This window comes from Aestuariirhabdus litorea (assembly GCF_003864255.1).
GTDB classification, from domain to species: Bacteria; Pseudomonadota; Gammaproteobacteria; order Pseudomonadales; family Aestuariirhabdaceae; genus Aestuariirhabdus; species Aestuariirhabdus litorea.
On sequence record NZ_QWEZ01000001.1, the window covers coordinates 1,331,074 to 1,354,799 of the forward strand.

The following is a 23,726-nucleotide window of genomic DNA, read 5'->3' on the forward strand; positions in this document are numbered from 1 at the left end:
CAGGGATCGTTGCTTTCGCTATGGGGGTTGTTATCCCGCTGTTGTGCAGCACACTTGCACAAGCGGGCGCCCTCGGTTTACTGCTTTTTTTCGGGGTGCTACTGCTGTTGCTCGCTTCAGGCGGACGCTCTTTGTTATTGCTTCCGCTCAGCTGCCTGCTTCTCGGTAACCTCTACGGTACGGCCTGGGGCCACTGGGCCCTTGGCCACCGGCCGCCGCCCGCGCTGATGGACGGTCTTGTTAATGTTGAGGCACGCATCGACTCTGTCCGCCGTCATGAAACGGGCACTCTGGCTCTGGAGTTGAGTGAGATTGAGTCGCTCGACCGCCCTCCACTGATGGCCGTTGAGAGGGTGAGGCGGCTGCGACTGAGTTGGTTTTCGCCGCTGACCAGTCCGGCTGTAGGCGAACGCTGGCGCTTCGCGGTCAGGCTCAAACCCATACGGGGGTTTGCCAGTCCCGGGAGCTTCGATTACTCGGGGCAGCTTTTGCGCAACGGAATCGACGCACGTGGTTATATTCCAAGCGGCTATCCCCCCGCCAGGGTGGCCGCGGCCAGCGGTTTATCCATGGCCGGGTTTAGAGAGCGCCTGGGGGAAGGTATAGAGAGGGCCGTTCCTGTCGCCTATCAGGCAACCGCCCATGCCCTTATGCTGGGGGATAGTCGTGGTTTCAGCCAGGCCCAATGGGAGGCTCTCAGGCGCAGTGGCACCCTTCATCTTATGGTGGTTTCAGGGCTCCACATTACCCTGTTCGCCGGGGCTGGGTTTCTGCTGGCCCGGCTTCTGATCCGGTTGGCCGGTGCCGGCGAACGGATACCCTTTTATCCTTTCGCAACACTGGTCGCCCTGCTGTTTGCCACACTCTATGCGTTCATCACAGGGTTTGCGCTGCCCGCTCAACGGGCCCTTACCATGCTGACAGTCCCCCTGGTCTGTGCCCTGATGGGCATACGCCCAGCCCCCGGCTCGGTATTGGCCTGCGCACTGTTGCTGGTACTGTTGGTTGATCCACTGGCGCCGATCAGTGCCGGATTCTGGTTCTCCTTTATCACCGTAGCGGCCTTGATGCTGATGGTGCTTAACCGGCCCCAGCCCCAACGGCGGTGGAGCCGGGCGCTTTACAGCCAGCTGACGGTATTTCTTGTTGTGATTCTCGTGGCCAGCGAATGGGGCGGGAACTGGAGCCCGGTGGCACCACTGGTCAATCTGCTTGCTATTCCTCTGGTGGGGCTGCTGCTTGTGCCCCTGATGGCGCTAATGTTGCTCATCACGCTCCTGGTACCGGCGCTCTCACCTATGGCCAGCAGCCTGATTGAGTGGCCTCTGTGGGGCCTCTGGTGGCTGATTGACAGCGGAGCCCAATTCTCAGCCAACGCACTTTTGCCCGTCCTTCCCCTTTCCCTGCTTGGGCTGGGCACCATCGCGGTGATCCTGGTCTTGCTACCGGCCACGTTACAATTAAGGCCTCTGGTCGCCACAATGACCTGCCTCGCCCTTGTGGGGTTTGAATATACAAGGCCCTCCCTCCAGATAGATGTGTTGGATGTGGGGCAGGGGCTATCGGTTGCAGTTCATACACCGAACCACCTGCTCCTGTTCGACACCGGCATGGCTTTTTCCCCCACGTTCAGCGCCGGTAACGCTGTGGTCTTGCCCTACCTTAGGGAGATGGCCCGAGCCCGCATTGATCGTATGGTCATCAGCCACGATAACCTCGACCACCAGGGAGGCGCGCGCCACATTATTGAGGGCGTTCCGGTGGGGCAGGTGCTGGCCGGTGGAAACCATACCAGCATACCCTTGGCGTCCATCCACCCCTGCCTGCCTGGGGAGCAGTGGATATGGGATCGGGTTAAATTTTCACTCCTCTGGGGCGGGGGGGCAGGAGACAACAGCAATGACCAATCCTGTGTACTGCTGATTGAGAGTGAGCAGTCACGGATTCTGCTTACCGGCGACATAGGAGAGCGGGTAGAACGGGTATTACTTGACACCCTGAAGGCGAAGGAGGGGGTGCCCCAACCTTCCCTGAGCTTGTTGGTCGTCCCCCATCACGGCAGCGCAAACTCCTCCTCCTGGCCATTTGTAAAGGCTTTACGCCCCAGCTATGCCGCCATCTCTGCGGGCTACCAAAACCGGTTTGGCCACCCACACCCCGCTGTCGTAGAGCGCTACCAGCAGGTAGGGGCGCGCCTGCTCAATACGGCCATAAGCGGCACCCTGAGCTTTATCCAAACCCCTTCAGGGGGGCTCGAGTTACAAACCGAGCACCGTCTCTCAAACCGTCACTATTGGTGGTGAGAGGGTATTCGGCGAGGCTGTTTGTTGTGATAGAGTGTGGCCACTACATTGGGGGAGTTTGCTGTGTTCGAGCTGGTTAAATCCGGCGGCTGGTTGATGCTGCCGATCATGATGTGTTCAATTTTTGCGGTGGCGGTCTGTGCAGAGCGTTTCTGGACCCTGCGTGAGTCTCGCATTGCACCCAAATACACCCTGGCCCTGGTTTGGAAGTGGATCAAAAGCAACCAGCTCGATGCCAAAAAACTGCGCGAGCTAAAGGCCAGCTCTCCCCTTGGAGAGATCCTGGCAGCGGGCTTGAGCAACTCCAAGCACGGTCGAGAAGTGATGAAAGAGAGCATCCAGGAGAGTGCCTCCCGGGTGATTCATGAGATGGAGCGCTACCTGACGGCACTGGGGACGGTTGCTGCGGTTGCACCGCTGCTGGGCCTGTTGGGCACGGTTATCGGCATGATCAAGGTATTCTCGGCCATCATGCTGGAAGGAACCGGCAACACCGGGGTGCTGGCCGGAGGTATTTCTGAAGCCCTGATCACCACCGCGGCCGGGTTAACCGTTGCCATTCCGGCCGTGATCTTTCACCGCTATTTTGTACGCCGTGTCGAGGAACTGGTCGTAACCATGGAGCAGGAGGCCACCAAACTGGTTGAAGTGCTGCATGGAGAGCGCGAAGTCGAGACCAAGGGAGCCGCAAAGCGATGATGTTTCGCCGTCAAAAGACGGAGGATGTCAGCGTTAACCTGACCCCTCTGATTGACGTTGTCTTTCTGTTGCTGATCTTTTTTATGGTCTCTACCACCTTTACCAAGGAGACTCACCTGAGCATCGACCTGCCCGAGGCGACCGGCAAGCCAGCCGTCGAAAACAAGCAGCAGGTCGAGATCGTGATCGGCAAGCAGGGTGGCTACGCGGTAAATGGCAAGCCCCTGGTTAACAGTGAAGCCAAAACACTGATGACCGCCCTGGCCAAGGAGTCCAAGGGCGACAGCTCGTTGCCGCTGGTGATCACCTCCGACGCCAAAACGCCTTACCAGGCAGTGGTCACGGCGATGGATGCGGCCGGTCAGCTCGGCTTTGTTCACCTGACCATCACCACCATGGAGGCGACGAGGGAGTGAGTTTTGGCGAGCGCTTGAGCCGCGCCTGGTACAGCGGTCAGCGTTGGCCTCTACTCTTCACCCCCTTGAGCTGGGTGGTGTCTGCGGTAGCCCAACATCGCCGTTCCCGCTTCCTGGAGCAAGGGCCCCGGTGGCAGCCCCCGGTACCTCTACTGGTGGTGGGCAATATCACCGTTGGCGGTACCGGTAAAACCCCTCTGGTACAGACCCTGGTTCGTGAGCTGCGCGACTGGGGGTATCGCCCCGGAATCATCAGTCGGGGCTATGGCGGCCAAGGTGGCCACTACCCGCTTCAGGTGACCCCCGAGTCCGATCCAGCGCTCTGTGGCGATGAGCCGCTCCTGCTGGCACAAACCACCGGCTGTCCGGTATTTGTTGACCCGGACCGCTGTGCAGCGGCCCAGGCCCTGCTGGCCCATTCCGACATCGACCTGATCATCTCCGATGACGGGCTGCAGCACTACCGCCTCGGCCGGACGATCGAGTGGGCGGTGTTGGATAGTACTCGTGGACTCGGTAATGGTCGCCTGCTTCCCGCCGGCCCCCTGCGTGAGCCTGCCACCCGCCTTGAGAGCGTGGACCAGGTCATCATCAATGGCGGCGAAGGGGAGAGCCCGTACCCAAACGGTTACCGTATGCAGCTGGCACCCCAGGCCCTGGTGAACCTGCTTACCGGCCAGCGCTGGTCTCCCGAGGAGATCACCATGGTGCTTGGGCAGGCTCCTGTCCTGCTGCTGGCGGGGATCGGCAACCCCCAACGCTTTTTTGAAACCATGGCTGGGCTGGGTGTTACTGGGGAGACCCGTGAGTTTCCCGATCACCATGCTTATAGGGCCGCCGATATCGCGTATAATGGCCCGGTTATTATGACGGAGAAGGATGCGGTCAAGTGCCGCCACCTTGCTGCCCCCAACCACTGGTACCTGCAGGTGGGAGCTTCGCTCCCACAGGAGCTTCTCGATCAGCTCAGGCAGCGTCTGTCGACTTTACGAGGAAAAACACATGGATAAGAAGTTGCTCGAAATTCTGGCTTGCCCGCTCTGTAAAAGCGACCTCAAATACGACAAGCAGAAGCAGGAGCTGATCTGTAAGAACGATGCACTGGCGTTCCCGGTACGCGATGGCATTCCCGTGATGCTTGAAAACGAAGCCCGTACCCTGAGCAGTGAAGAGCGCCTGGGATGAGTTTCAGCGTTATTATCCCGGCCCGTTACGCCTCCAACCGTCTGCCCGGAAAGCCACTGGCGGATATCGCCGGCCAGACGATGATCGAGCGGGTGTACCGACAGGCGATCCAGAGCTCCGCAGACCGTGTCATTATCGCCACGGACCACCCCGACATTGAAGCGGCAGCCCATGGGTTTGGCGCCGAGGTAGTGATGACCTCGAGTGATCACCCCTCGGGAACGGACCGCCTGCAGCAGGTGGCGGCAACCCTGGGGTTCGGTGATGACCAGATCGTGGTCAACGTGCAGGGGGATGAGCCCCTGATCCCCCCCTCTCTGATTGACCAGGTGGCCGACAACCTGGCCAATGACCCTGAGGCCTCGGTGGCCACCCTCTGTGAGCCGATCCGCGAAGCCAGCGAACTGTTCAACCCCAATGCTGTCAAGGTGGTGATGGATGCGCGCTCTCACGCGATCTACTTCAGTCGTGCGGCGCTCCCCTGGGCCCGTGATGCATTTGCTCTTTGTACCCAGACTCTGCCCGAAACAGTGCCCTTTAATCGCCATATTGGTATCTACGCGTACCGGGTAGGTCTGCTGAATCGCTTTGTACACTGGGGACCCAGCCCGCTGGAATCCATCGAGTGTCTTGAGCAGCTCAGGGTTCTCTACCATGGGGATCGAATCCATGTTGAGCAGGCGTGTGAAACGCCGCCAGCCGGTATCGACACGCCGGAAGACCTGGAGCGTGTTCGAAGACTCTTGAGCGGACACTAGCCATGGTCCGCATCCTTTTCGTCTGCCTGGGGAATATCTGTCGCTCGCCGACCGCCCATGGGGTGTTCCAGGGCCTGGTAGATAAACATGGTCTGGGTGACCGTTTTGAGGTCGAGTCGGCCGGTACCAGCGCCTACCACGTTGGGAACTCACCCGATCATCGCTCCACCGCGGCAGCGGCCGCTCGCGGCTACGACCTGAGTGAGCTCCGGGCACAGCAGGTCGTGGAAGCGGACTTTTCCCATTACGACCTGGTACTGGCGATGGATGGAGAAAATTTACGCAACCTCACTCGACTGTGCCCCCCCCAACATCTTCACAAGGTGCAGTTGTTTCTCGATTACGGCTCAAAGGGCGTTAAAGAGGTTCCAGATCCCTACTATGGCGGAACCAATGGCTTCAACGAGGTGCTTGACCTGGTTGAGGATGCAGCCCGGGGCCTGTTTGAGCAACTACGAAGCACGCAATGATTGAGCATCAGGTAGACCTCACCACCTTCAACAGCCTTCGCCTCACCTCGACTGCCAGCCACTACTGCAGGGCCGGTAGCAATGATGCACTGCGCGAAGCCGCCCGTTTTGCTCGCGGACGTGGGCTGCCGCTGATACTGCTGGGCCAGGGCAGCAATATGGTTCTCCCCACCCAGCTCGACGCCCTGGTGGTACAGGTGGCCCTCGAGGGGGTCCAGGTCACCCCTACCAGCCGAGGGGCTGAGATAACCGCGGCGGCGGGGGAGGGGTGGGATCGGCTGGTAGCGCGTACCGTGGATCTCAACCTGTGGGGGCTGGAAAACCTTTCTCTCATTCCAGGTACCGTGGGGGCGGCACCGATCCAGAATATTGGCGCCTACGGGGTGGAGATCAAAGACAGGCTGAAGCAGCTAAGGGTGCTCGATCTGGCCAGCGGGGAGATCGAGACGCTAGGGGTTGATGACTGCCTCTTCGGCTACCGCGACAGTATCTTTAAACAGGCTTACCGGGGTCGCTTTGCGGTTATTGATTGCACCTTCAGCCTCACCTCTCAAGCGTCTCCGCAACTTGAGTACGGCGCGCTGTCCAGCCTGCAAACGGTAGCGGATCTCAGCCCGCTGCAGGTGCGGGAGTCGGTGTGCCAACTGCGCCGGGAAAAGCTGCCCGACCCTGCAGTTGTGCCCAATGCCGGCAGTTTTTTCAAGAACCCGGTACTGCCTGAACCCAAAGCCCTTGAGTTGGAGGCAAAGTTTCCCGACCTGGTAAGCTTTCGCCTGGACGGCGCGCGTAAGCTGGCCGCCGGCTGGATGATCGAGAAAGCTGGCTTCAAGGGCTGCCAGCGAGGCGCGGTCGGAGTGTATCCCAAGCAGGCCCTGGTTCTGACCAGCGACGGCACCGCCGATGCGGACCAGCTTTCCCTGTTGGTGAACGAGATCCAACAGAAGGTCGACCAGCTGTTTGGAGTCCGCCTGGAGGTTGAACCCCAGTGGTACAACGAAGATGGCTCGCTGAGGCAGGGGTTTTGACAGCCTGCCACGCTCGTCGCACAATCAACCCTCAACCTAGAAGGATCCCCTTGTTGCGATGACCACGTTTGCGTTCGATGTTTACGGTACCCTGATCGACACCTCCGGAGTGACCCGGCAACTGGCCCTCTACCTGGATGAGGAGGCGGTCGCCTTTTCAACCCTGTGGCGGGAAAAGCAGCTGGAGTACTCCTTCCGTCGAGGGCTGATGGAGGATTACAACACCTTTAGCGGTTGTACTGAGGACGCCTTCGATTACTGCTGTGAGCGCTTCGCCCTCGAGCTCAGCGAAGAGCAACGCCATGAGCTGCTTGCCGGCTACCAGACCCTGCCTGCCTTTGAGGACGCGGCCCCCTCGTTGCAGTTGCTACGCACAATGGAGCTGCCGCTGTGGGCCTTTTCCAACGGCACGGAAGAGGCTGTGACACGGGTTCTGGACAACGCTGGTCTGGGTGCCTTCTTCAAGGGAGTGGTCAGCGTCGATGATGTTAAAACCTTCAAACCCTCCCCCAAAGTCTACCGTCACTTTTGCCAGCGCAGTGGTAGCAGGGCAGCCGACTGCTGGCTGGTCTCCGCCAACCCGTTTGACATCATTGGAGCCATCCGCCAGGGCATGAAAGGAGCCTGGATCCAGCGCGATCCCGACACAGTGTTTGACCACTTCGGGGTGGAGCCCACGCTCAGGCTTTCAAGCCTCTCCCAACTGCCCCAAACCCTCGAGCTCTGACGCTGGCCCTTCTTGTTAGCCTCTGGCGGGGCGTTGGACAAAAACCGAGGCCATGGCCAGGGCACCCGAAAACAGCATCAGCAGCGTTGATACTGCATTGATCACCGGTGTGGAGCCCTCTCGCAAACGGTCAAACATGGCGATCGTCAACGGGGCATCAGAACCGACCAGCATCAGGGTGGTATTGAAGTTCTCAAAGGACATCAGGAAGCTGACGATGGCGGCACCCACCAGCGCTGGCCGCAGGTAGGGAAGGGTGATGGTACGGATCGCCGTCCATCGACTGGCCCCCAGGTTGAGCGCTGCCTCCTCCAGGCTTTGGTCAAATTTGCGCAAGCGTGCAGAGATAACCAGCGTGCAGATGGTGGTAATAAAGGCAAACTGTCCCAAAACGACCAGCGGCAGGCCGGGCCGCAGCCCTTCTATATCAAACCCCCACCAGGCTTCAATGTGGTTGGCCAGGCTACTGCCAAAAATAAGAATGGACACGCCCAGAATAACCCCGGGGATCACCAGTGGAACCAGCATCATCAGGTAGAGCAGGTTTTTACCAGCAAACTCTTCACGCTCAAACAGGAACGCGTTGCAGAGTGAGACCACCACACTGAGGACAGTGGTGGCTGCGGCCACTACAACACTGGTCCATACGGATTCCAATAGTTCACTATCGTGGAAGATCCCCAGGCGAGGCTCCCGCGTACCCAGGTACCAATCGAGGGTAAAGCCTTTCCACGGCAGGGAAGGGAACAGGCTGTCGTTGAAGGAGAAAAGAATAACAATGGTCAGCGGCAGTAACAGGTAGATGAAAAAGGCTACCACATAGAAGCGATAGGTGAGCTGAAACAGGCGGCTGCTGGGAATCGATGGAATCATAGCGCGATCAGCTCATGACTTTGCGGAAGGACTGACCGCTGAGTAAGAGTCCGGCCCAGACGATGAGCGAGGAAAGCAGCAACAAGAGTATGCCCAGCGCCGCTCCCTGCTCCCAGTTAAAGCGGGTAATAAATTGAGTGTAGATCTGCTCGGTAAACCATAGGCTACTCTTGCCACCCAACAGCACCGGGGTCAGGTAATTACCCAGAGACAACATAAATACCACTATGCAGCCGCTGGTAATGCCGGGGGCGGCATGAGGGATAATCACCTCTCGTAACACGTTCCAATGGTTTCCTCCCAGATCGTAACCCGCCTCGACCAGGCTGTCATCCAGACTGCCGAGGGTAGTCACCAATGGCACCACCATAAACAGCATCGACCCATAGACAAGACCGATCATGATCGCTACATCGTTGTAAAGCATCTCCAGGGGCTGCGAGGTGATTCCTATCCACAGTAACCCCTGGCTGATGATCCCTGACTCGCGCAGCAGGATCATCCAACCATAGGTTCTCACCAACTCACTGACCCAGAAAGGGATCAGGCACAGGAGAAACAGAAGGTGCTGGCTCCGCCCCCTCGCCATTTTCGCTATGTAGTAGGCCACGGGAAAGGCGATCAACAGTGTAATCCCTGTGGCCAGGAGGCTCATGAGAGCAGTTCGTATGAAGGTGTTGATGTACAAGGGTTCCGTAAAAAACTCCAGATAATGACTCATGCTTAGCTGATATTGGCGAGCCGCGACCCGTTCCTGTAGCGAAATGAGCAACATGTCGAGGTGCGGAATAAGGATCAACAGCACCAGCCACAGCAACAGTGGCGTCATCAGCAGGAATAACCCCAGCGAGCGCTCAGGTCTGGCCATGGGTAGCTCCATCTAATGGAAAGATGAGCATGTCTTTCTTCATCCAGCCGATACGGATTGCCTGGCCTATTGCCAGCGAACGCTCTCCGCCCTGAAGATAGGCTAGGCTGATAGTCTCTTTTAAGGCCGGATGGGTAACCAGCAGCTGGCTTCGGGCGCCATCAAAGATCAGGCTTTCAACACGCACCTCCAGCTGGTTGTCACAGGAGGTACCAGGCTCCAGCACCGAGATAAACTCGGGGCGTATAAAGAGGCTTACGGTCTCGCCCGAAACAAGCTCACGGGGGACACCACAGAGTTGGCCAACCGGCGTTTCAATCGAGGTGTGGCTGGCTGCAGAGGCGGAAACGACGCCCTCCAGCCGGTTTGTATCACCAACAAAGGAGGCTACAAAAGGGGTTTGAGGCCGGTGATAGAGCTCTTCCGGTGGCGCAATCTGTTCGAACTCGCCAGCATTCATCACCGCAACCCGGTCCGACATTACCAGTGCCTCAGACTGGTCGTGGGTGATATAGACAAAGGTGGTGCCGAACTGAGCCTGCACCCGTTTCAGCTCAAGCTTCATCTGCTCCCTTAACTTGAGGTCCAGCGCACCCAGGGGCTCATCCAGCAACAGCAGATCGGGCTCCAGTACCAGGCAACGCGCTATGGCAACCCGCTGCTTTTGCCCACCCGACAGCTGGGAGATGGTTTTCTCACCGGAACCGGCCAGCTCAATACGCTCCAACACCTGAGCAACTTTCGCACGAATGGTCGATGCCGATTCATTGCGCCGGCGCAGCCCGTAGCCGATGTTATCTGCGACGTTCATGTTGGGGAAAAGCGCCAGGTGTTGAAACACCATATTCACCGGCCTGTGGTTGGGGGGGGCCTGGGTTACCGAGCGTCCGCGGATGAGGATATCGCCATTGTCCGGGCTCTCAAAACCCGCCAACATTCGAAGCAATGTGGTCTTGCCACAGCCAGAGGGCCCCAGGATTGAAAAAAAGGAGCCTTTTTCGATGGTAAAGGAGAGGTTCTTAACCGCTTCAAAGTCGCCAAAGCGCTTGCTCAGGGATCGACACTCAAGATCGGGGATATCGGATTGATGCAAGGTTGCCGCCTTGTCTAAAGGGCCAGGGGTAGGCAGGAGGCGCACCTCCTGCCGCTAAGGTCACTATTGGGCTGCCTTGATGCGGTCCAGGGTTTTACCCTCCATCTCTTCAAGGCCGGGGGGGACGGGCGGGTACCATTTAATGTTGTCGATATCCGCCTTGGAGAAACTCTCCTGGAACTGGGCTTTGAGCTTGGCAGTGACAAACTCATCTCCGCCATTGGAGGCAGTAAAGTTACCCGCCGATTCAGTAATCTTGGCTGCGATCTCTGGCCGCATAACGAAGTTTATCCACTTGTAGGCGGCATCCTCGGCTTTGCTCTTGCGGGGGATGGCGAAGGTATCGATCCACCCCAGCGCACCGGACTTGGGGGCCACGAAGGTGACATCAGCGATCTCGTTATTGAGTTTCCAGCCACCAGCGTCCCACGCCATCGCCGCTACCACTTCGTTGGAACGCACCAGGTTCATCAACGCATCACCGCCGCTCCAGTAGGCTTTCACATTGCCTTTACAGGCAACCAGCTGTTTCTCAACCTTATCCAGGATCTGCTGGTAGGCCGCTTTATCGTTGTAGGCCGCAAAGGGATCCTCTCCCATGGCGTAGGCAAAGCCGATCAGGGTAGGGCGCTTCAGTCGATAGGATACCCGGCCAGCAATGGCAGGGTCACAAAGGTCCGTGTAATCTTCGACCATTGTGGCCTGCTTGCGGTTCACGACAAGGCCGCTGGTTCCCCAAACATGAGGGATACCATATACCTGACCGTCATAGGTTGTGCTCTTCTTGGTGGCATCAAGCATGGAGGGAATAATTTGTGCCGCATCGATCCGGTTCAGGTCGATGGGCTTGTAGATATTGAAGTCTGCCTGGGCGCTGCTGATACGGTCCTGGCTGGGTTGTGCCAGATCAAAACCCGAACCGCCGGTAGCACGCAGCTTGGAGATCATATCCTCGTTGTTGGATTTGGTGACTTCGACCTCGATACCCGTCTCCTTGGTAAAGGCCTCAATCACCTCCTGAGGGGCATATCCACCCCAGGTCAGCAGACGCAAGGTTTCGGCCTGCGCCATGGTTGCCGATACCAGCAGTGTCGTGGCCAGTGCGCCTATAAATCCCTTTTTAACACGCTTGTTCATTGTTTCTACCCCAATTATGTTGCGTTGCGAATTCCTATGTATAGGTGAGAGGAGAATATCTGGCAACTATGACAGGACAATGACGCACAACCCGGGTTATAGAAAAAGAGGAGGCGCTGTATTAATCCATGAGGTGGGATCTATGGCCTTAATGTTCTCGTCCAAGAAAACGGTCAGGGTAGTCGGTAAATACGCCATCCACTCCCGCAGTGATCCAGCGGTCAAACTGTCTGCGCTGATTGAGGGTGTAAAGAAACAATGGGTATCCCTGCGTTTTAACCCTCGCCACATCAGCTTCCGTTATACGGCTGGCGTCGGCGTGAATGGTGGCCGCACCAACGGACTCCGCCAACGATTGCCAATCGGAGGGGATCCCTTCAAAGAGATAGCCAATGGCATGCCGTGGCTGAAGTCGGTGGTAGGCTTCCAGGGCCGCGTGAGAAAAACTCGATACCACAAGACCGTTATCGTTTTTTTCGTCACGCTTTTCCATGCGTTCGGCCACGGCTGAAGCGAGCGCCTCGGCTTCTGTATCGTGTACTTTGAGTTCAAGGTTAAGCATCAGGCCAAGCTCAGTCGTCAACGCCAACAACTGATCAAGCTGAAGGATTCTACTGCCTGCAAAGCGGCGGTCAAACCAGCTCCCATTATCCAGTGCAGCAAGGTAGTTCCAATCAGCATCACGAATACTGCCGCGGCCATTGGTGCAGCGGGAGAGCGAGTTGTCATGAAAAATCGGTAGCATCCCTTCACGGGTCAAGGCAACGTCAACCTCAACGGCCTTCACCCCCAGCGATGCCGCCAGGCGCAACGCTGCTTCGCTATTTTCGGGCGCAAGCCCGGCACAGCCGCGATGGCCTATTACCCTGTCCAGATACATGCTGTTGTCCTTGCGTAGTCTACCGAGGCTACAGTGTAGACCGGATGCATCCATCGGGTGATATTCGATCCAGCTTTGCTGCCACGGAAGCAGTTGGCCATAAAAAAAGGCGACGTTGATCACTCAACGTCGCCCTGGCTTAGCCAGCCGCTTTAGCTATCGCTGCCCTGATCGGCTGCTTCACCCTTGGGTGCGGTCTCCTCATTTGAGGCAGAGCCACTACGCGGGTCGTTCGGTGCCCGGCCGCGGGGACGGCGAGTGCGCCGTGGCTGACGAGGCTTGGCCGCTTCGGCTTTCGCTTCAGGACTCTTCTCAGCCGCAGCCTCAGTGGGCTGGGCATCGCTTGCCTCCGGAGACTTGGCCTCAGGTTTGGGCGCTGCCGGCTTCTTGCGGGGCGCACTTCGGCGGGCCTCACGGCGAGAGGGCTTTTTTCCGCCCTCTTCAGCGGATGTCTGCTCCTGAGCAGAAGTCGGCTCGGAAGCCGAAGCCTCACTAGCGGGAGCAGGGGGTACAGAAGCTTTTTCCTCGCGCTCCTGGGCCGGTTTGGCGTTCTCCTCTGCCTTTGCAGCCGATGCAGGAGCCTCCGGTTTCACAGGCTTTTGCGGCTCTTCTGTGGGCGCGGGCTCTTCTACCGGCGCCGTTACCGGAGCCGCTTTGGTTTCAGCCTCGACCGGCTTGGGTGACTCTTGTTGTGCCACTTCAGCGTTAGGCTCAGCCTTATCAGCTTGCCCTGGGGCGGGAGACTCCGTAGCTGACGCCGACTTTTCGATGGCGCGCTCTACCGGAGCTGATTCCGCCGACTTCGACGGCTCAGAGCTATTATCAGCAGACTCAACCTGGGCACCTTCGGTACCTGCTTCAGTCGCTGCATTTTCAGCAGAAGGCTCACGATTCTCGTTACGGCGACCACGACGTGCGCTGCGGCGCCGGGATGGCTTGGCAGAAGCCTCAGCCTCACTCGGGGCAGCAGCATCCTCAGCCTTGGCCGCGGGTTGATCACTCACCACCACGCTGGGAAGGTTATCCTGCCCTTCAACCTCATCACCCTTGGGCAGGTCGCGTTGCGATACACGGTTGCTGCGACGCCCCTGAGCTGAGCGTGGACGACGCTGGCGCTGGCCTTCATTGCCATCAGAGTCCGTGGAGCCGGCCTCTGGATTGGCGGCTAGCTGGCTGCTGTTCTCTGAAGCATCGGTCGCCTCCTGGTCACGACGACGCTTGCGACCGCGTCCCTCATCGCCACGAGATTGACGGTTACCATCTCGAGAACCGCTGTTTGCAGACTGACGATCATCATCCCGGTTCCGCTCCTGGCGAGGCTTGCGATCATCATCCCGGCTACGCTCCTGACGAGGTTTGCGATCGCCGTCCTTGCGGGACTTGTTACCACCCGAGCTACGCTCACCTTTGTCTCGACGTGAGCCTTTTTCACCACGACCTTCACCGCGGCTATCACCACGCTCATTGCGACGGCCACCACGGTTGCGACGGTCATCACTATTGCCGGAGCGGCTTTTCTGTGACGGTTCTTCCTGCTTGCCGGTTTCCGCCTCTTCGGCAGAGAAAATACCCGCCAACGACTTTACCAGCGACTTGAACAGTCCCGGCTTAGTGGGAACCGGAACAGGAACCGGGGTAGGGGCGGGCTGGGTAGGTGCAATATTCTTTACCGCCGCCTCAGCGCGTTGTTGAGGAGCACGGGTGGGAGCAACAGGCTCGACAAGCGATTCGAGCTCTGTATCGATCTCATAGCTGGACTCACCCGCCATAACCGCTTCGTGATCATCACGCAGGCGCTGGATTTCAAAATGGGGGGTATCGAGGTTCGGGTTCGGGATAATGACCACGCGAACCTTGTTACGCGCCTCAACCTGCTCAATCACTCGACGTTTTTCGTTCAACAGGAAAGTGGCCACGGAAACAGGCACCTGACCACGCACTTCAGAGGTGCGCTCCTTAAGAGCCTCCTCTTCAATAATCCGCAGAACCGAAAGTGCCAGCGACTCGATATCACGAATACTACCCTGGCCGTTACAGCGGGGGCAGACAACGCCACTGGTTTCACCCAGGGAGGGCCGCAGACGCTGGCGCGACATCTCCATCAGGCCAAAGCGGGAGATACGGCCCACCTGGACACGAGCACGATCCATCTGCAGCGCATCACGCATACGATTCTCAACTTCTTTCTGGTTGCGAACCGGTCCCATGTCGATAAAGTCGATCACCACCAGGCCACCGATATCACGCAGGCGAAGTTGACGGGCAATCTCATCGGCCGCTTCCAGGTTGGTATTGAGAGCGGTTTCTTCGATGTCGCTTCCACGGGTTGCGCGGGCCGAGTTGATATCAATAGAGACCAGGGCCTCGGTTGGATCAATCACAATGGAGCCGCCGGAGGGAAGCTTAACCTCCCGTTGGAAAGCGGTTTCAATCTGGCGCTCGATCTGGAACTTGTTGAACAGCGGAATGCTGTCCTCGTAGAGTTTGATTTTGTTCTGGTACTGGGGCATCACCTGGGAGATGAAGTCCATGGCACGTTGGTAAGCCGCCGGCTTATCGATGAGAACCTCGCCAATGTCCTGGCGCAGGTAATCCCGAACAGCGCGGATCACCACATCGCTTTCCTGATAGATGAGGAAAGGGGCCTTCTTGTTGGCGGCTTCAGACTCAATCGCAGTCCACAGCTGAATCAGGTAATCGAGGTCCCATTGCAGCTCTTCAGCGCTTCGTCCCAAGCCGGCGGTACGCACGATTACGCCCATCTCTTCGGGAATATTGAGTTTGCTGAGCGCTTCACGCAGCTCAGTACGCTCATCGCCTTCGATACGTCGGGAGATGCCACCGGCACGGGGATTGTTTGGCATCAGTACCAGGTAGCGACCGGCCAGGCTCACCATACTGGTCAGGGCAGCCCCTTTGTTACCACGCTCCTCCTTGTCCACCTGAACGATAATCTCCTGACCCTCTTTGATCGCCTCTTTGATATTGGGGCGACCCTTGCTGCTGGCAGCGGAGGGCTGGAAATATTCGCGGGAGATCTCTTTCAGTGGGAGAAAGCCGTGGCGCTCAGCACCGAAGTCGACGAAGGCGGCCTCCAGGCTGGGCTCAACGCGGGTAATCTTACCCTTGTAGATATTGGCTTTCTTTTGTTCACGAGCACTGGATTCAATATCCAGGTCATAGAGGCGTTGGCCATCAACCAACGCTACACGCAACTCCTCAGGCTGGGTTGCGTTTATCAGCATTCTTTTCATGTAGTACCAATAAGATCAGAGCGTTCCGATCAAGGCACCCTACATCAGTCTCGCAGTGTCAGGCACTGACCCGGCCGAGCAACAACTAAAGGCTGTGCACGGGTTGTGTTGGCTATCAGACTCACATCGTTTTTCTGTGTAACGATATAGCTCTTTTTCATGGGGATTTTTGGTCACCCCAATACGGAGGAATAGGCCATAAGTACCGGATCAGGTTCTGTTTTAACCACGCGCTCAGTTATACTCTGTCCGTGGTAGTCCGGTCGGCTTTACATCTCCACCTTACACGTCAAATCTGGTATGGGGCCGTTGACGAAAAGCGGCTGTAAATCGGTTGCCGGGCTAAGCCCTGGCACCGTCCCATTTAATCCCGGGTCAAGGACCCAGGTTTCGTAATTTTTACCGCGTTCATGGGTGCAATAGTCATCTTGCGCGCACCCACTACAATCCGCAGCAGCGCGAATATAACAGGAAAAGCTAAGTGCTTCAAATACCTAGAAAACTGGTAAAATGCCTGAATGAATAACCAGATACAGCAAAACCGGCCAGAGGGGACGACCTCTCCCCGCGTGCAGCAGCACGAAATCGACGAGGAGCGTGCCGGCCAGCGGCTCGACAACTACCTGTTAACCCAGCTCAAGGGCGTGCCCAAGACGCTGGTCTATCGCATTATTCGCAAAGGTGAGGTCCGTGTTAACAAGGGCCGGGTCAAGGCCGACTACCGCCTGAAAGGGGGTGATGTGGTCCGCATCCCCCCCGTACGCATCAGCGAAAAGAGCACACCCAAGGCCGGCCAGCGCCTGATCGATAGCGTAGAGTCGAGCATCATTTATGAGGATGAGCGCATTCTGGTGGTAAACAAACCCTCCGGTCTTGCGGTCCATGGCGGCAGCGGCATCAGCCTCGGGCTAATCGAAACCCTGCGAGAAGCACGCCCCCAGCAGAAGTTTCTCGAACTGGTGCACCGGCTCGACAGAGACACATCGGGCTGCCTGATGGTTGCCAAAAAACGCAGCGCCCTGCGCGATCTGCATGAACAAATTCGCACGGATCGGGTCAATAAGACCTACTGGGCCCTCGTGGAGGGTCGCTGGGCAAGCCGTACCAGTCAGGTGAATGCCCCTCTGCGCAAGAACACCTTGCAGTCAGGGGAGCGGGTTGTTCGCGTAGACCCTGAGGGAAAACCCTCGCTGACCCGATTTCGGGTACTCGAACGCTTGCGCGATTGCACGCTGATAGAGGCCACCCCGGTCACCGGGCGCACGCACCAGATTAGGGTTCATACACTGCACGCGGGTCATCCGATCATTGGTGATGACAAATACACCGCCAAAGAGGTGAATCAGCACTTCAGGGAGCAGGGAGTTCGGCGCCTTTTTTTGCATGCTGCCGCATTGGAGTTTGATCTTCCCGGCAGTGGAAAGAGACAACGCTTTACGGCCCCGCTGCCGGACGAGCTTGAACAGAGTTTGGTGACCTTACGCCATGAGTAAACGCTATCAACTGGTCATTTTCGATTGGGATGGGACCCTGGTGGATTCCGCCGCCCGCATCTGCCACTGTCTGTCGCTAGCCGCCGAGGAGTCCGGACTGGAGATCCTTGCAACAGACCAATACCGCGACATTATCGGCCTCGGGTTGCCCGAGGCCTTTCGTAAGCTTTATCCCGAGGTCCAGGATAGCGACACCCTGGAGCGGATGCGCGAACGGTACTCGCACCACTTCCTAAGCCTGGAAGCCTCACCCTCCGCTTTTTATGAGCGGGTAGAGGAGGGTCTGGAAAGCCTGTGGCGCTCCCCTGTAAAAACAGCCGTAGCCACCGGCAAGAGTCGCCGGGGCCTGGATCGGGTGCTCGACAAACAGGGATGGCACACCTCCTTTGATGTCACGCGCTGCGCCGACGAAACCCAGTCCAAGCCCCACCCACAAATGCTGCTCGAGATACTGGAGCAAACCGGGGTTTCACCCTGCGAAGCGGTCATGGTGGGCGATACGGAATACGATATGGAGATGGCGCTACGGGCAGGCGTGGATGCCATAGCCATGGGCTACGGCGCTCATAGCATAGACCGGCTGACCGGTTACAACCCGGTCCTGACTGCTCACCACTTTGATGAAGTGATGACCTTTCTTACCCCTTCAGTGACGACCTGAGCGGCCATTAGCGGAGCGCCTTGGTCCCGATCACCGACGTATAATCCTCAGCAGGAATCAGTAACGAATGACACAGGATAACTGGAAAGAAGAGAGTCCCCGGCACGACGCAGCGGCGAGTGAGGGGCAGCTGGCCGATACCCAGCACAGAGTCCTCGACAATCTCGTTAACTCGGTAGTTGCGGAGCAGCGCCGCAGTCGACGCTGGGGGATCTTCTTCAAACTCCTCACCTTCGCCTACCTGTTTTTCCTGGGCTACCTCTTTCTGGCTTCCGACCGCCTGCAGATCAGCGGCAGCGCTGACTCCCTCAGTCACACCGCCCTGATCGATGTGCAGGGGGTGATCGCCGACAACGAACCCGCCAGTGCCGACAACATCGTATCGGCGTTGCGAGAGGCGTTCGAGGACAACGGCACTAAGGGCGTCATACTGCGAATCAATAGCCCTGGGGGAAGCCCGGTTCAGTCCGGCTACATCTACGACGAGATCAATCGCCTGCGTAGCCTTCATAAGGAGATCCCGGTGTATGCGGTGATCAGCGATATAGGGGCTTCCGGTGCTTATTACATAGCTGCCGCCGCTGACCAGATCTATGCCGATAAGGCGAGCCTGGTCGGCTCCATCGGCGTAGTCTCAGCCGGGTTCGGTTTTGTCGATCTGCTTGAAAAACTCGGGGTAGATCGGCGCATCTATACCTCTGGAGAACACAAAGGCTTTCTCGACCCCTTCCAGCCACAGAACCAGGACGAGGTAGCATTCTGGCAAAGTGTTCTCGACACCACCCACCGACAGTTTATCGATAGCGTTAAAAAGGGCAGGGGGGATCGCCTCAAGCAAGACCCCGCCCTCTTCTCCGGATTGGTGTGGTCCGGTGAACAAGCTCTCGATATGGGGCTGATCGATGGGCTGGGAAGTAGCAGCTTTGTGGCACGGGAACTGATCGGCGAAGAGGAGATCCTGGACTTCACTCGAGAAGAGTCGCCTCTTGAGCGCTTCGCCAAACGTATTGGAGCCGGCGCCGTTGAAGCGCTGGCCCTGCGCCTGGGAACAGAGGGCTCACCGCTTCGATAATTGCCAGCCTTCTTAGCTCGACTGCCCAAGCAGCGGGTCTACCCCTTCGGCATAGAGTGCATCACAAAGGGCAATCAGGGGAAGACCGATCAAGCTGGAGGGATCCTCCCCATACTGGGCACTGAACAGGGCGGCGCCCAGCCCTTCAACCTTGAAGCTGCCTGCGCAGTCGAACGGCTGCTCACGGTCGATGTAGCGCTCAATCTGGGTCGGGCTCAACACCCTGAACTGAACGGCATAGCGGCTAACAGAAAGCCTCTCCACTCCGCTCGTGCTGTTGAACACACAAAGGCTGGTCAAAAAATCGACCCTGCGACCACTGCAAATCCTCAGCTGCTCAACCGCCCGCTCCCGCGACCCCGGCTTACCAAGCAGCTGATCACCCAGCACCGCCACCTGGTCTGAGGCAATTAACAGGTGGTTCGGGTAGCGGTCGCGCAGACAAAGCGCCTTCTCCCGGGCCAACCGCAACGCCAGCGTCTCCGGGTGCTCGCCCAGGGCCGGGGTTTCATCGATGCCCGGTGCCTCCCAGTCATATACAAGACCCAACTGGTCAAGCAGCATCCGCCGATAGCGAGAGCTGGAAGCAAGCAATAATCTGGGGGGGGAGCTGTTCATGGGGAGGCGTTCGATCGTCAAAAGGGGCAACCCACATAATAACAGAGGCAAAACCTTTATTTTTAGTGGGTTGCAGCGCTTTTTCCCTTTGACAGCGGGGCGCCATATCCCTATGATTGCGCGCTTATGTTGACCGAGACCCTTCCCAAGCGAATAGATCCGCGAAAACTGGCCCGTAAAGGGGTTAAGATGAGCGGCACCATTAAGCTTGGCGAGCTTCAGCGATTGCAGGACTATCTTGCAGAATCCGAGGGCGCCATCACGGCCTCTCTGGACTTTTATCGTGATGATCAGGGTTTCTTTGTCATAGACGCAAAGATGAGCGCGCCGGTTGTGATGATCTGCCAACGCTGTCTCGAAGCGGTCAATCTAAACGTCGAGGGTGAGTGTCAACTGGCGGTCGTCTGGAGTGAAGAGGACGCCAAAGCACTGCCCAAGCATTACGAGCCCGTTGTGGTGGGCGAAGAGGAGTTGGAAACAGCCTCCCTTCTAGAGGAGGAGTTGATTCTGGCTCTGCCTCTGGTTCCCTACCACCGGGAGGATGAATGCAAGTCGCGTAAAGGGTATTCCACCGGTGAATTTGCCGATGAGGCAGAGGAGTCGGGAAAGCCCAACCCCTTTAGCGTGCTTGCCAACCTTAAATCTGACAATTGATTTGATCAGGAGCTACTAGCATGGCTGTTCAGCAGAACAAAAAAACCCGTTCACGTCGCGACATGCGTCGTTCACACGACGGACTGGATGCACCAACCCTGTCCGTTGATGCGACCACCGGCGAAACCCACCGTCGTCACCACGTAACCGCTGACGGTTTCTACCGTGGCAAAAAAGTGGTTGCCACTAAAGACGACGAGTAATTCGCCCATGGCAACGACGGTTGCCCTTGATGCGATGAGCGGGGACCTAGGTCCCCGCGAAGCCGTTCTGGCAGCAGTTTCCAGCCTGCAGGAACACCCCGAGCTCTCCCTGATCCTGGTTGGGGACACCCCTATCCTGAGGCAACACCTCAGCGACTGCCCTCCCTACGATCGTTCACGACTTTCCATTGCCCACGCTGCCGATGTCATCAATATGGATGACAAACCTTCGGTTGCGCTGCGCTCAAAGCGTGCATCCTCTATGCGCATTGCCCTCGAGCAGGTGTCTCTTGGCGCGGCCCAGGCCTGCATAAGTTGCGGCAATACCGGGGCTCTGATGGCCCTCGGGCGCTTTCTGCTAAAAACCTTCCCCGGCATTGATCGCCCGGCCATCATTACCCGCTTGCCCACCGAAAGCGGCTTTACCTATATGCTCGACCTGGGTGCCAACGTAGACTGCACCGGCGACCACCTCTATCAGTTTGCCGCCATGGGTGCCGCCATGGTGGAAGCACTGCACCAACTTCCCAGCCCACGCATCCGCCTGCTCAACGTCGGCTCCGAAGAGATGAAGGGCAACGAGCAGGTTCGCCTTGCCGCACGCCTGATCAAGCACAACGAGGCCCTCAACTATCAGGGGTTTATCGAGGGCTCAGAGCTTTTTTCCGGTGTTTGCGAGCTAATTGTCTGCGACGGGTTCGTTGGCAATATCGCCCTCAAAACCAGCGAAGGGGTAGGGCGAATGCTGCAGCACAACCTCCAGCAGATCGCCACCAGCTCCTGGTATACCCGCCTGGCGTCATTACTGCTCAAACCCTACATCGAGAAACTGCTCCACAGCGGGGACCCCGATCGCTACAACGGGGCTAGCCTGCTGGGGCTGCAGGGCATCGTTATCAAGAGCCATGGACAGTCCGATAGCAAGCGGATCCAGCAGGCGATCCGCCAGGCGATGGCCGAAGCCAAAAACAATGTTCCCACGCTACTTAACGAGCATCTCGAACAGTTACTGATTTAAGTAAAGTCGTTAAACGGAAACATATCGTTACCCCCAGGGCGACAGGGTTCCCCTATACTATGTCCCCTTGATCCTGGCGACCCCGGCCCCCGTATAGACCCGGTCCAGCCTAAGGGATCGAACGAACTAACCTACTGTGAGATACCCGATACCCATGAGCAGTCATATAGCCTTTGTATTTCCGGGGCAGGGCTCCCAACAAGTTGGCATGCTTGCCGACCTCCACGATCAGGAGCCCGTTGTCCGCGATACCTTCTCCGAAGCCTCCGATGCACTCGGGATCGACCTATCCGGCCTTATCCTGCAAGGACCTGCAGAGCAGCTGAACTCCACCGAAATCACCCAGCCCGCACTGCTCACCTGCAGTGTTGCGCTGTGGCGCCTGTGGCAACAGCGCAGCGAACTGCGCCCTGGCTACATGGCCGGTCATAGCCTGGGCGAATATTCAGCCCTGGTCTGCGCCGGCAGCATGGGTTTTGCCGATGCGATTCGCGTGGTTAACCTGCGCGGTCAATTGATGCAAAAAGCGGTACCGGCGGGAGAGGGGGCCATGGCCGCTATTCTCGGACTGACCGACGACGATGTTCGCGCCGCCTGCGAGCAAGCAGCCAATGGCGACATCGTCAGTGCCGTTAACTACAACTCGCCGGGCCAGGTTGTGATCGCCGGCAGCAGTGCGGCGGTCGAGCGCGCCATCAGTAACTGCAAGGAGGCGGGTGCCAAGCGTGCATTGCCGCTGCCCGTTAGCGTCCCGTCCCACTGCGCCCTGATGAAGCCGGCAGCCGAGCAGCTGGCTGAGACCCTCAACCAGATCCCTCTGGTCTCACCGCAAATTCCCGTTGTGCAGAACGTTGCTGCACGGGTCGCCAGCAGCCCTGAGCAGGTAAGGGAAAGCCTTTTGCAGCAGCTCTATAGCCCGGTACTCTGGGTGGACAGCATGCAGATGCTGGCCAACAACGGTGTGACGCTGTTGCTGGAGTGCGGCCCCGGAAAAGTGCTTTCCGGCCTCGCCAAGCGCATTGATCGTAACTTGAATGCTGTCTCAATGGAGAGTGCAGACGCCTTCAAAAAGGCGCTGGAAACTGCTTCGTTATAACTTTAACTCTAGGTAGCAACCTTATGAATCTGAATGGAAAAATAGCCCTGGTCACTGGCGCTAGTCGTGGCATTGGCCAGGCGATCGCCCTGCAGCTGGGCAAGCTTGGCGCCACCGTAGTGGGTACCGCAACCAGTGATGCAGGCGCAGAAAAAATCGCCGCCACACTCGCTGAAAACGGCGTCACCGGAACCGGAATGACTCTGGACGTCTGCGATGACCAGTCCATCGATACCCTGATCAAGGCGATTACCGAACAGTTTGGTGCCCCGCTGATTCTGGTGAACAATGCCGGCATCACCCAGGACAACATCCTGATGCGCATGAAAGACGCCCAGTGGGATGACGTGATCAGTACCAATCTCAGCTCCATCTATAAGCTGAGCAAGGCCTGCCTGCGAGGAATGACCAAGGCGCGTTGGGGTCGCATCATCAATATCAGCTCGGTTGTGGGCTCCATGGGTAACCTGGGACAAACCAACTATGCGGCAGCCAAGGCCGGGGTAGAGGGCTTTAGTCGCTCTCTGGCACGTGAAATCGGTTCCCGCGGCATCACCGTAAACTCGGTGGCGCCCGGCTTCATCGATACCGATATGACCAAGGATCTTCCCGAGGATCATAAAACCCACCTGCTGGCACAGATTCCCGCTGCGCGACTCGGCAAGCCCGAAGAGATTGCCGCCGCCGTTGCTTTTTTAGCCAGCGAAGGGGGCGGTTATGTCACCGGTGAAACCCTGCACGTGAATGGCGGCATGTACATGAGCTAACCGTTCCCGGGCGGTTTGATTCTTTTTTAACCAAAATCACTACCGATTCGATGGATATTTGGTTAGATTACGTAACACCCGCTTGAAATGGCAGTTATCGTTTATATAAAATTAGCCCGCGACCTTAGAAGTCGACCGAATTCTCAATAGGAGTTAAACAAGGTATGAGTACCATCGAAGAACGCGTCAAAAAGATTGTTTGCGAACAACTTGGCGTAAAAGAAGAAGAAGTTAACAACAGCTCGTCGTTCGTAGAAGACCTTGGCGCTGACTCTCTGGACACAGTAGAGCTGGTAATGGCTTTGGAAGAGGAGTTCGAGACCGAAATCCCTGATGAAGAAGCTGAAAAGATTACCACTGTCCAGGAAGCCATCGATTACGTTATTGCTCACCAGTAATCAACGTTTTGCTTCTGTGGAAAGCCGCCCTACGCTGTAGTGCGGCTTTTCTTTTGTT

Annotated in this window: 25 protein-coding genes; 18 read left to right on the forward strand and 7 right to left on the reverse strand. The window is 57.6% G+C overall.

Translation table 11 applies throughout. The features are described from left to right. The first annotated feature begins 20 nt into the window (after positions 1-20). From D0544_RS06145 to D0544_RS06185, 9 genes are all read left to right on the forward strand, one after another. Entirely contained in the window at positions 21-2,303 is a 2,283-nt protein-coding gene (locus tag D0544_RS06145) for a DNA internalization-related competence protein ComEC/Rec2 (RefSeq protein WP_164880854.1), read from the forward strand. A 63-nt stretch (positions 2,304-2,366) separates the two neighbouring features. Then, entirely contained in the window at positions 2,367-3,002 is a 636-nt protein-coding gene (locus D0544_RS06150; protein ID WP_125015111.1) for a MotA/TolQ/ExbB proton channel family protein, read from the forward strand. Next, positions 2,999-3,418: an ExbD/TolR family protein gene (locus D0544_RS06155; protein WP_125015112.1), complete on the forward strand. Its 420-nt coding sequence runs from the start codon at positions 2,999-3,001 to the stop codon at positions 3,416-3,418. Before D0544_RS06150 ends, D0544_RS06155 begins: the two co-directional genes overlap by 4 nt. Further along, positions 3,415-4,428: a tetraacyldisaccharide 4'-kinase gene (gene lpxK, locus D0544_RS06160; protein ID WP_125015113.1), complete on the forward strand. Its 1,014-nt coding sequence runs from the start codon at positions 3,415-3,417 to the stop codon at positions 4,426-4,428. Before D0544_RS06155 ends, lpxK begins: the two co-directional genes overlap by 4 nt. Then, positions 4,421-4,603 (forward strand): Trm112 family protein, encoded by a 183-nt coding sequence (locus tag D0544_RS06165; RefSeq protein ID WP_125015114.1) that lies wholly within the window; start codon positions 4,421-4,423, stop codon positions 4,601-4,603. Before lpxK ends, D0544_RS06165 begins: the two co-directional genes overlap by 8 nt. Next, positions 4,600-5,361, forward strand: a complete 762-nt coding sequence (gene kdsB / locus D0544_RS06170) for a 3-deoxy-manno-octulosonate cytidylyltransferase (RefSeq protein WP_125015115.1) — start codon at positions 4,600-4,602, stop codon at positions 5,359-5,361. The genes D0544_RS06165 and kdsB overlap by 4 nt, the downstream gene beginning before the upstream one ends. A gap of 2 nt (positions 5,362-5,363) precedes the next feature. Beyond that, on the forward strand, positions 5,364-5,831 hold the full coding sequence (locus D0544_RS06175; RefSeq protein WP_125015116.1) for a low molecular weight protein-tyrosine-phosphatase: 468 nt from the start codon (positions 5,364-5,366) through the stop codon (positions 5,829-5,831). Next, positions 5,828-6,856: a UDP-N-acetylmuramate dehydrogenase gene (gene murB, locus D0544_RS06180; protein ID WP_125015117.1), complete on the forward strand. Its 1,029-nt coding sequence runs from the start codon at positions 5,828-5,830 to the stop codon at positions 6,854-6,856. Before D0544_RS06175 ends, murB begins: the two co-directional genes overlap by 4 nt. 58 nt (positions 6,857-6,914) lie before the next feature. Then, on the forward strand, positions 6,915-7,583 hold the full coding sequence (locus D0544_RS06185) for a haloacid dehalogenase type II (protein WP_125015118.1): 669 nt from the start codon (positions 6,915-6,917) through the stop codon (positions 7,581-7,583). Between the two features lie 15 nt (positions 7,584-7,598). On the opposite strand, the gene D0544_RS06190 is transcribed toward D0544_RS06185, so the two are convergent. The 6 genes from D0544_RS06190 to rne all read right to left on the reverse strand — a co-directional run bounded on the left by D0544_RS06190 (position 7,599) and on the right by rne (position 15,688). Further along, positions 7,599-8,456: an ABC transporter permease gene (locus D0544_RS06190; protein ID WP_125015119.1), complete on the reverse strand. Its 858-nt coding sequence runs from the start codon at positions 8,454-8,456 to the stop codon at positions 7,599-7,601. A 7-nt stretch (positions 8,457-8,463) separates the two neighbouring features. Continuing rightward, entirely contained in the window at positions 8,464-9,324 is an 861-nt protein-coding gene (locus D0544_RS06195) for an ABC transporter permease (protein ID WP_207905778.1), read from the reverse strand. Continuing rightward, a complete protein-coding gene (locus tag D0544_RS06200; protein WP_125015121.1) occupies positions 9,311-10,417 on the reverse strand; it encodes an ABC transporter ATP-binding protein in 1,107 nt (368 codons plus the stop codon). Before D0544_RS06200 ends, D0544_RS06195 begins: the two co-directional genes overlap by 14 nt. Before the next feature lie 63 nt (positions 10,418-10,480). Further along, positions 10,481-11,554 (reverse strand): extracellular solute-binding protein, encoded by a 1,074-nt coding sequence (locus tag D0544_RS06205; RefSeq protein WP_125015122.1) that lies wholly within the window; start codon positions 11,552-11,554, stop codon positions 10,481-10,483. A 148-nt stretch (positions 11,555-11,702) separates the two neighbouring features. Further along, on the reverse strand, positions 11,703-12,557 hold the full coding sequence (locus D0544_RS06210) for a glycerophosphodiester phosphodiesterase family protein (RefSeq protein ID WP_125015123.1): 855 nt from the start codon (positions 12,555-12,557) through the stop codon (positions 11,703-11,705). Between the two features lie 29 nt (positions 12,558-12,586). Then, positions 12,587-15,688 carry a ribonuclease E gene (rne, locus tag D0544_RS06215; RefSeq protein WP_125015124.1) on the reverse strand — a complete coding sequence of 1,034 codons (3,102 nt, stop codon included), beginning with the start codon at positions 15,686-15,688 and terminating at the stop codon, positions 12,587-12,589. A 518-nt stretch (positions 15,689-16,206) separates the two neighbouring features. Here rne and rluC point away from each other — a divergent pair. The 3 genes from rluC (at position 16,207) to sppA (ending at position 18,914) form a co-directional block, all read left to right on the forward strand. Beyond that, entirely contained in the window at positions 16,207-17,181 is a 975-nt protein-coding gene (rluC, locus tag D0544_RS06220) for a 23S rRNA pseudouridine(955/2504/2580) synthase RluC (RefSeq protein WP_125015125.1), read from the forward strand. After that, positions 17,174-17,842, forward strand: coding sequence for an HAD family hydrolase (locus D0544_RS06225; protein WP_125015126.1), 669 nt, complete (start codon positions 17,174-17,176; stop codon positions 17,840-17,842). The genes rluC and D0544_RS06225 overlap by 8 nt, the downstream gene beginning before the upstream one ends. A gap of 67 nt (positions 17,843-17,909) precedes the next feature. Continuing rightward, positions 17,910-18,914, forward strand: coding sequence for a signal peptide peptidase SppA (gene sppA, locus D0544_RS06230; RefSeq protein ID WP_125015127.1), 1,005 nt, complete (start codon positions 17,910-17,912; stop codon positions 18,912-18,914). Between the two features lie 12 nt (positions 18,915-18,926). On the opposite strand, the gene D0544_RS06235 is transcribed toward sppA, so the two are convergent. Further along, entirely contained in the window at positions 18,927-19,532 is a 606-nt protein-coding gene (locus tag D0544_RS06235; RefSeq protein WP_125015128.1) for a Maf family protein, read from the reverse strand. Positions 19,533-19,721: 189 nt separating this feature from the next. On the opposite strand from D0544_RS06235, the gene D0544_RS06240 reads away from it, so the two are divergent. The 6 genes from D0544_RS06240 (at position 19,722) to acpP (ending at position 23,668) form a co-directional block, all read left to right on the forward strand. Then, complete coding sequence (locus tag D0544_RS06240) at positions 19,722-20,186, forward strand: YceD family protein (RefSeq protein ID WP_164880855.1); 465 nt, start codon at positions 19,722-19,724, stop codon at positions 20,184-20,186. Positions 20,187-20,206: 20 nt separating this feature from the next. Continuing rightward, on the forward strand, positions 20,207-20,389 hold the full coding sequence (gene rpmF / locus D0544_RS06245) for a 50S ribosomal protein L32 (protein WP_125015130.1): 183 nt from the start codon (positions 20,207-20,209) through the stop codon (positions 20,387-20,389). Between the two features lie 7 nt (positions 20,390-20,396). Next, complete coding sequence (plsX, locus tag D0544_RS06250; RefSeq protein ID WP_125015131.1) at positions 20,397-21,407, forward strand: phosphate acyltransferase PlsX; 1,011 nt, start codon at positions 20,397-20,399, stop codon at positions 21,405-21,407. Between the two features lie 154 nt (positions 21,408-21,561). Then, entirely contained in the window at positions 21,562-22,503 is a 942-nt protein-coding gene (gene fabD, locus D0544_RS06255) for an ACP S-malonyltransferase (RefSeq protein WP_125015132.1), read from the forward strand. 23 nt (positions 22,504-22,526) lie between these two features. Further along, a complete protein-coding gene (gene fabG, locus D0544_RS06260; RefSeq protein WP_125015133.1) occupies positions 22,527-23,270 on the forward strand; it encodes a 3-oxoacyl-ACP reductase FabG in 744 nt (247 codons plus the stop codon). A 164-nt stretch (positions 23,271-23,434) separates the two neighbouring features. Further along, positions 23,435-23,668: an acyl carrier protein gene (acpP, locus tag D0544_RS06265; RefSeq protein ID WP_125015134.1), complete on the forward strand. Its 234-nt coding sequence runs from the start codon at positions 23,435-23,437 to the stop codon at positions 23,666-23,668. Positions 23,669-23,726 lie beyond the last annotated feature (58 nt).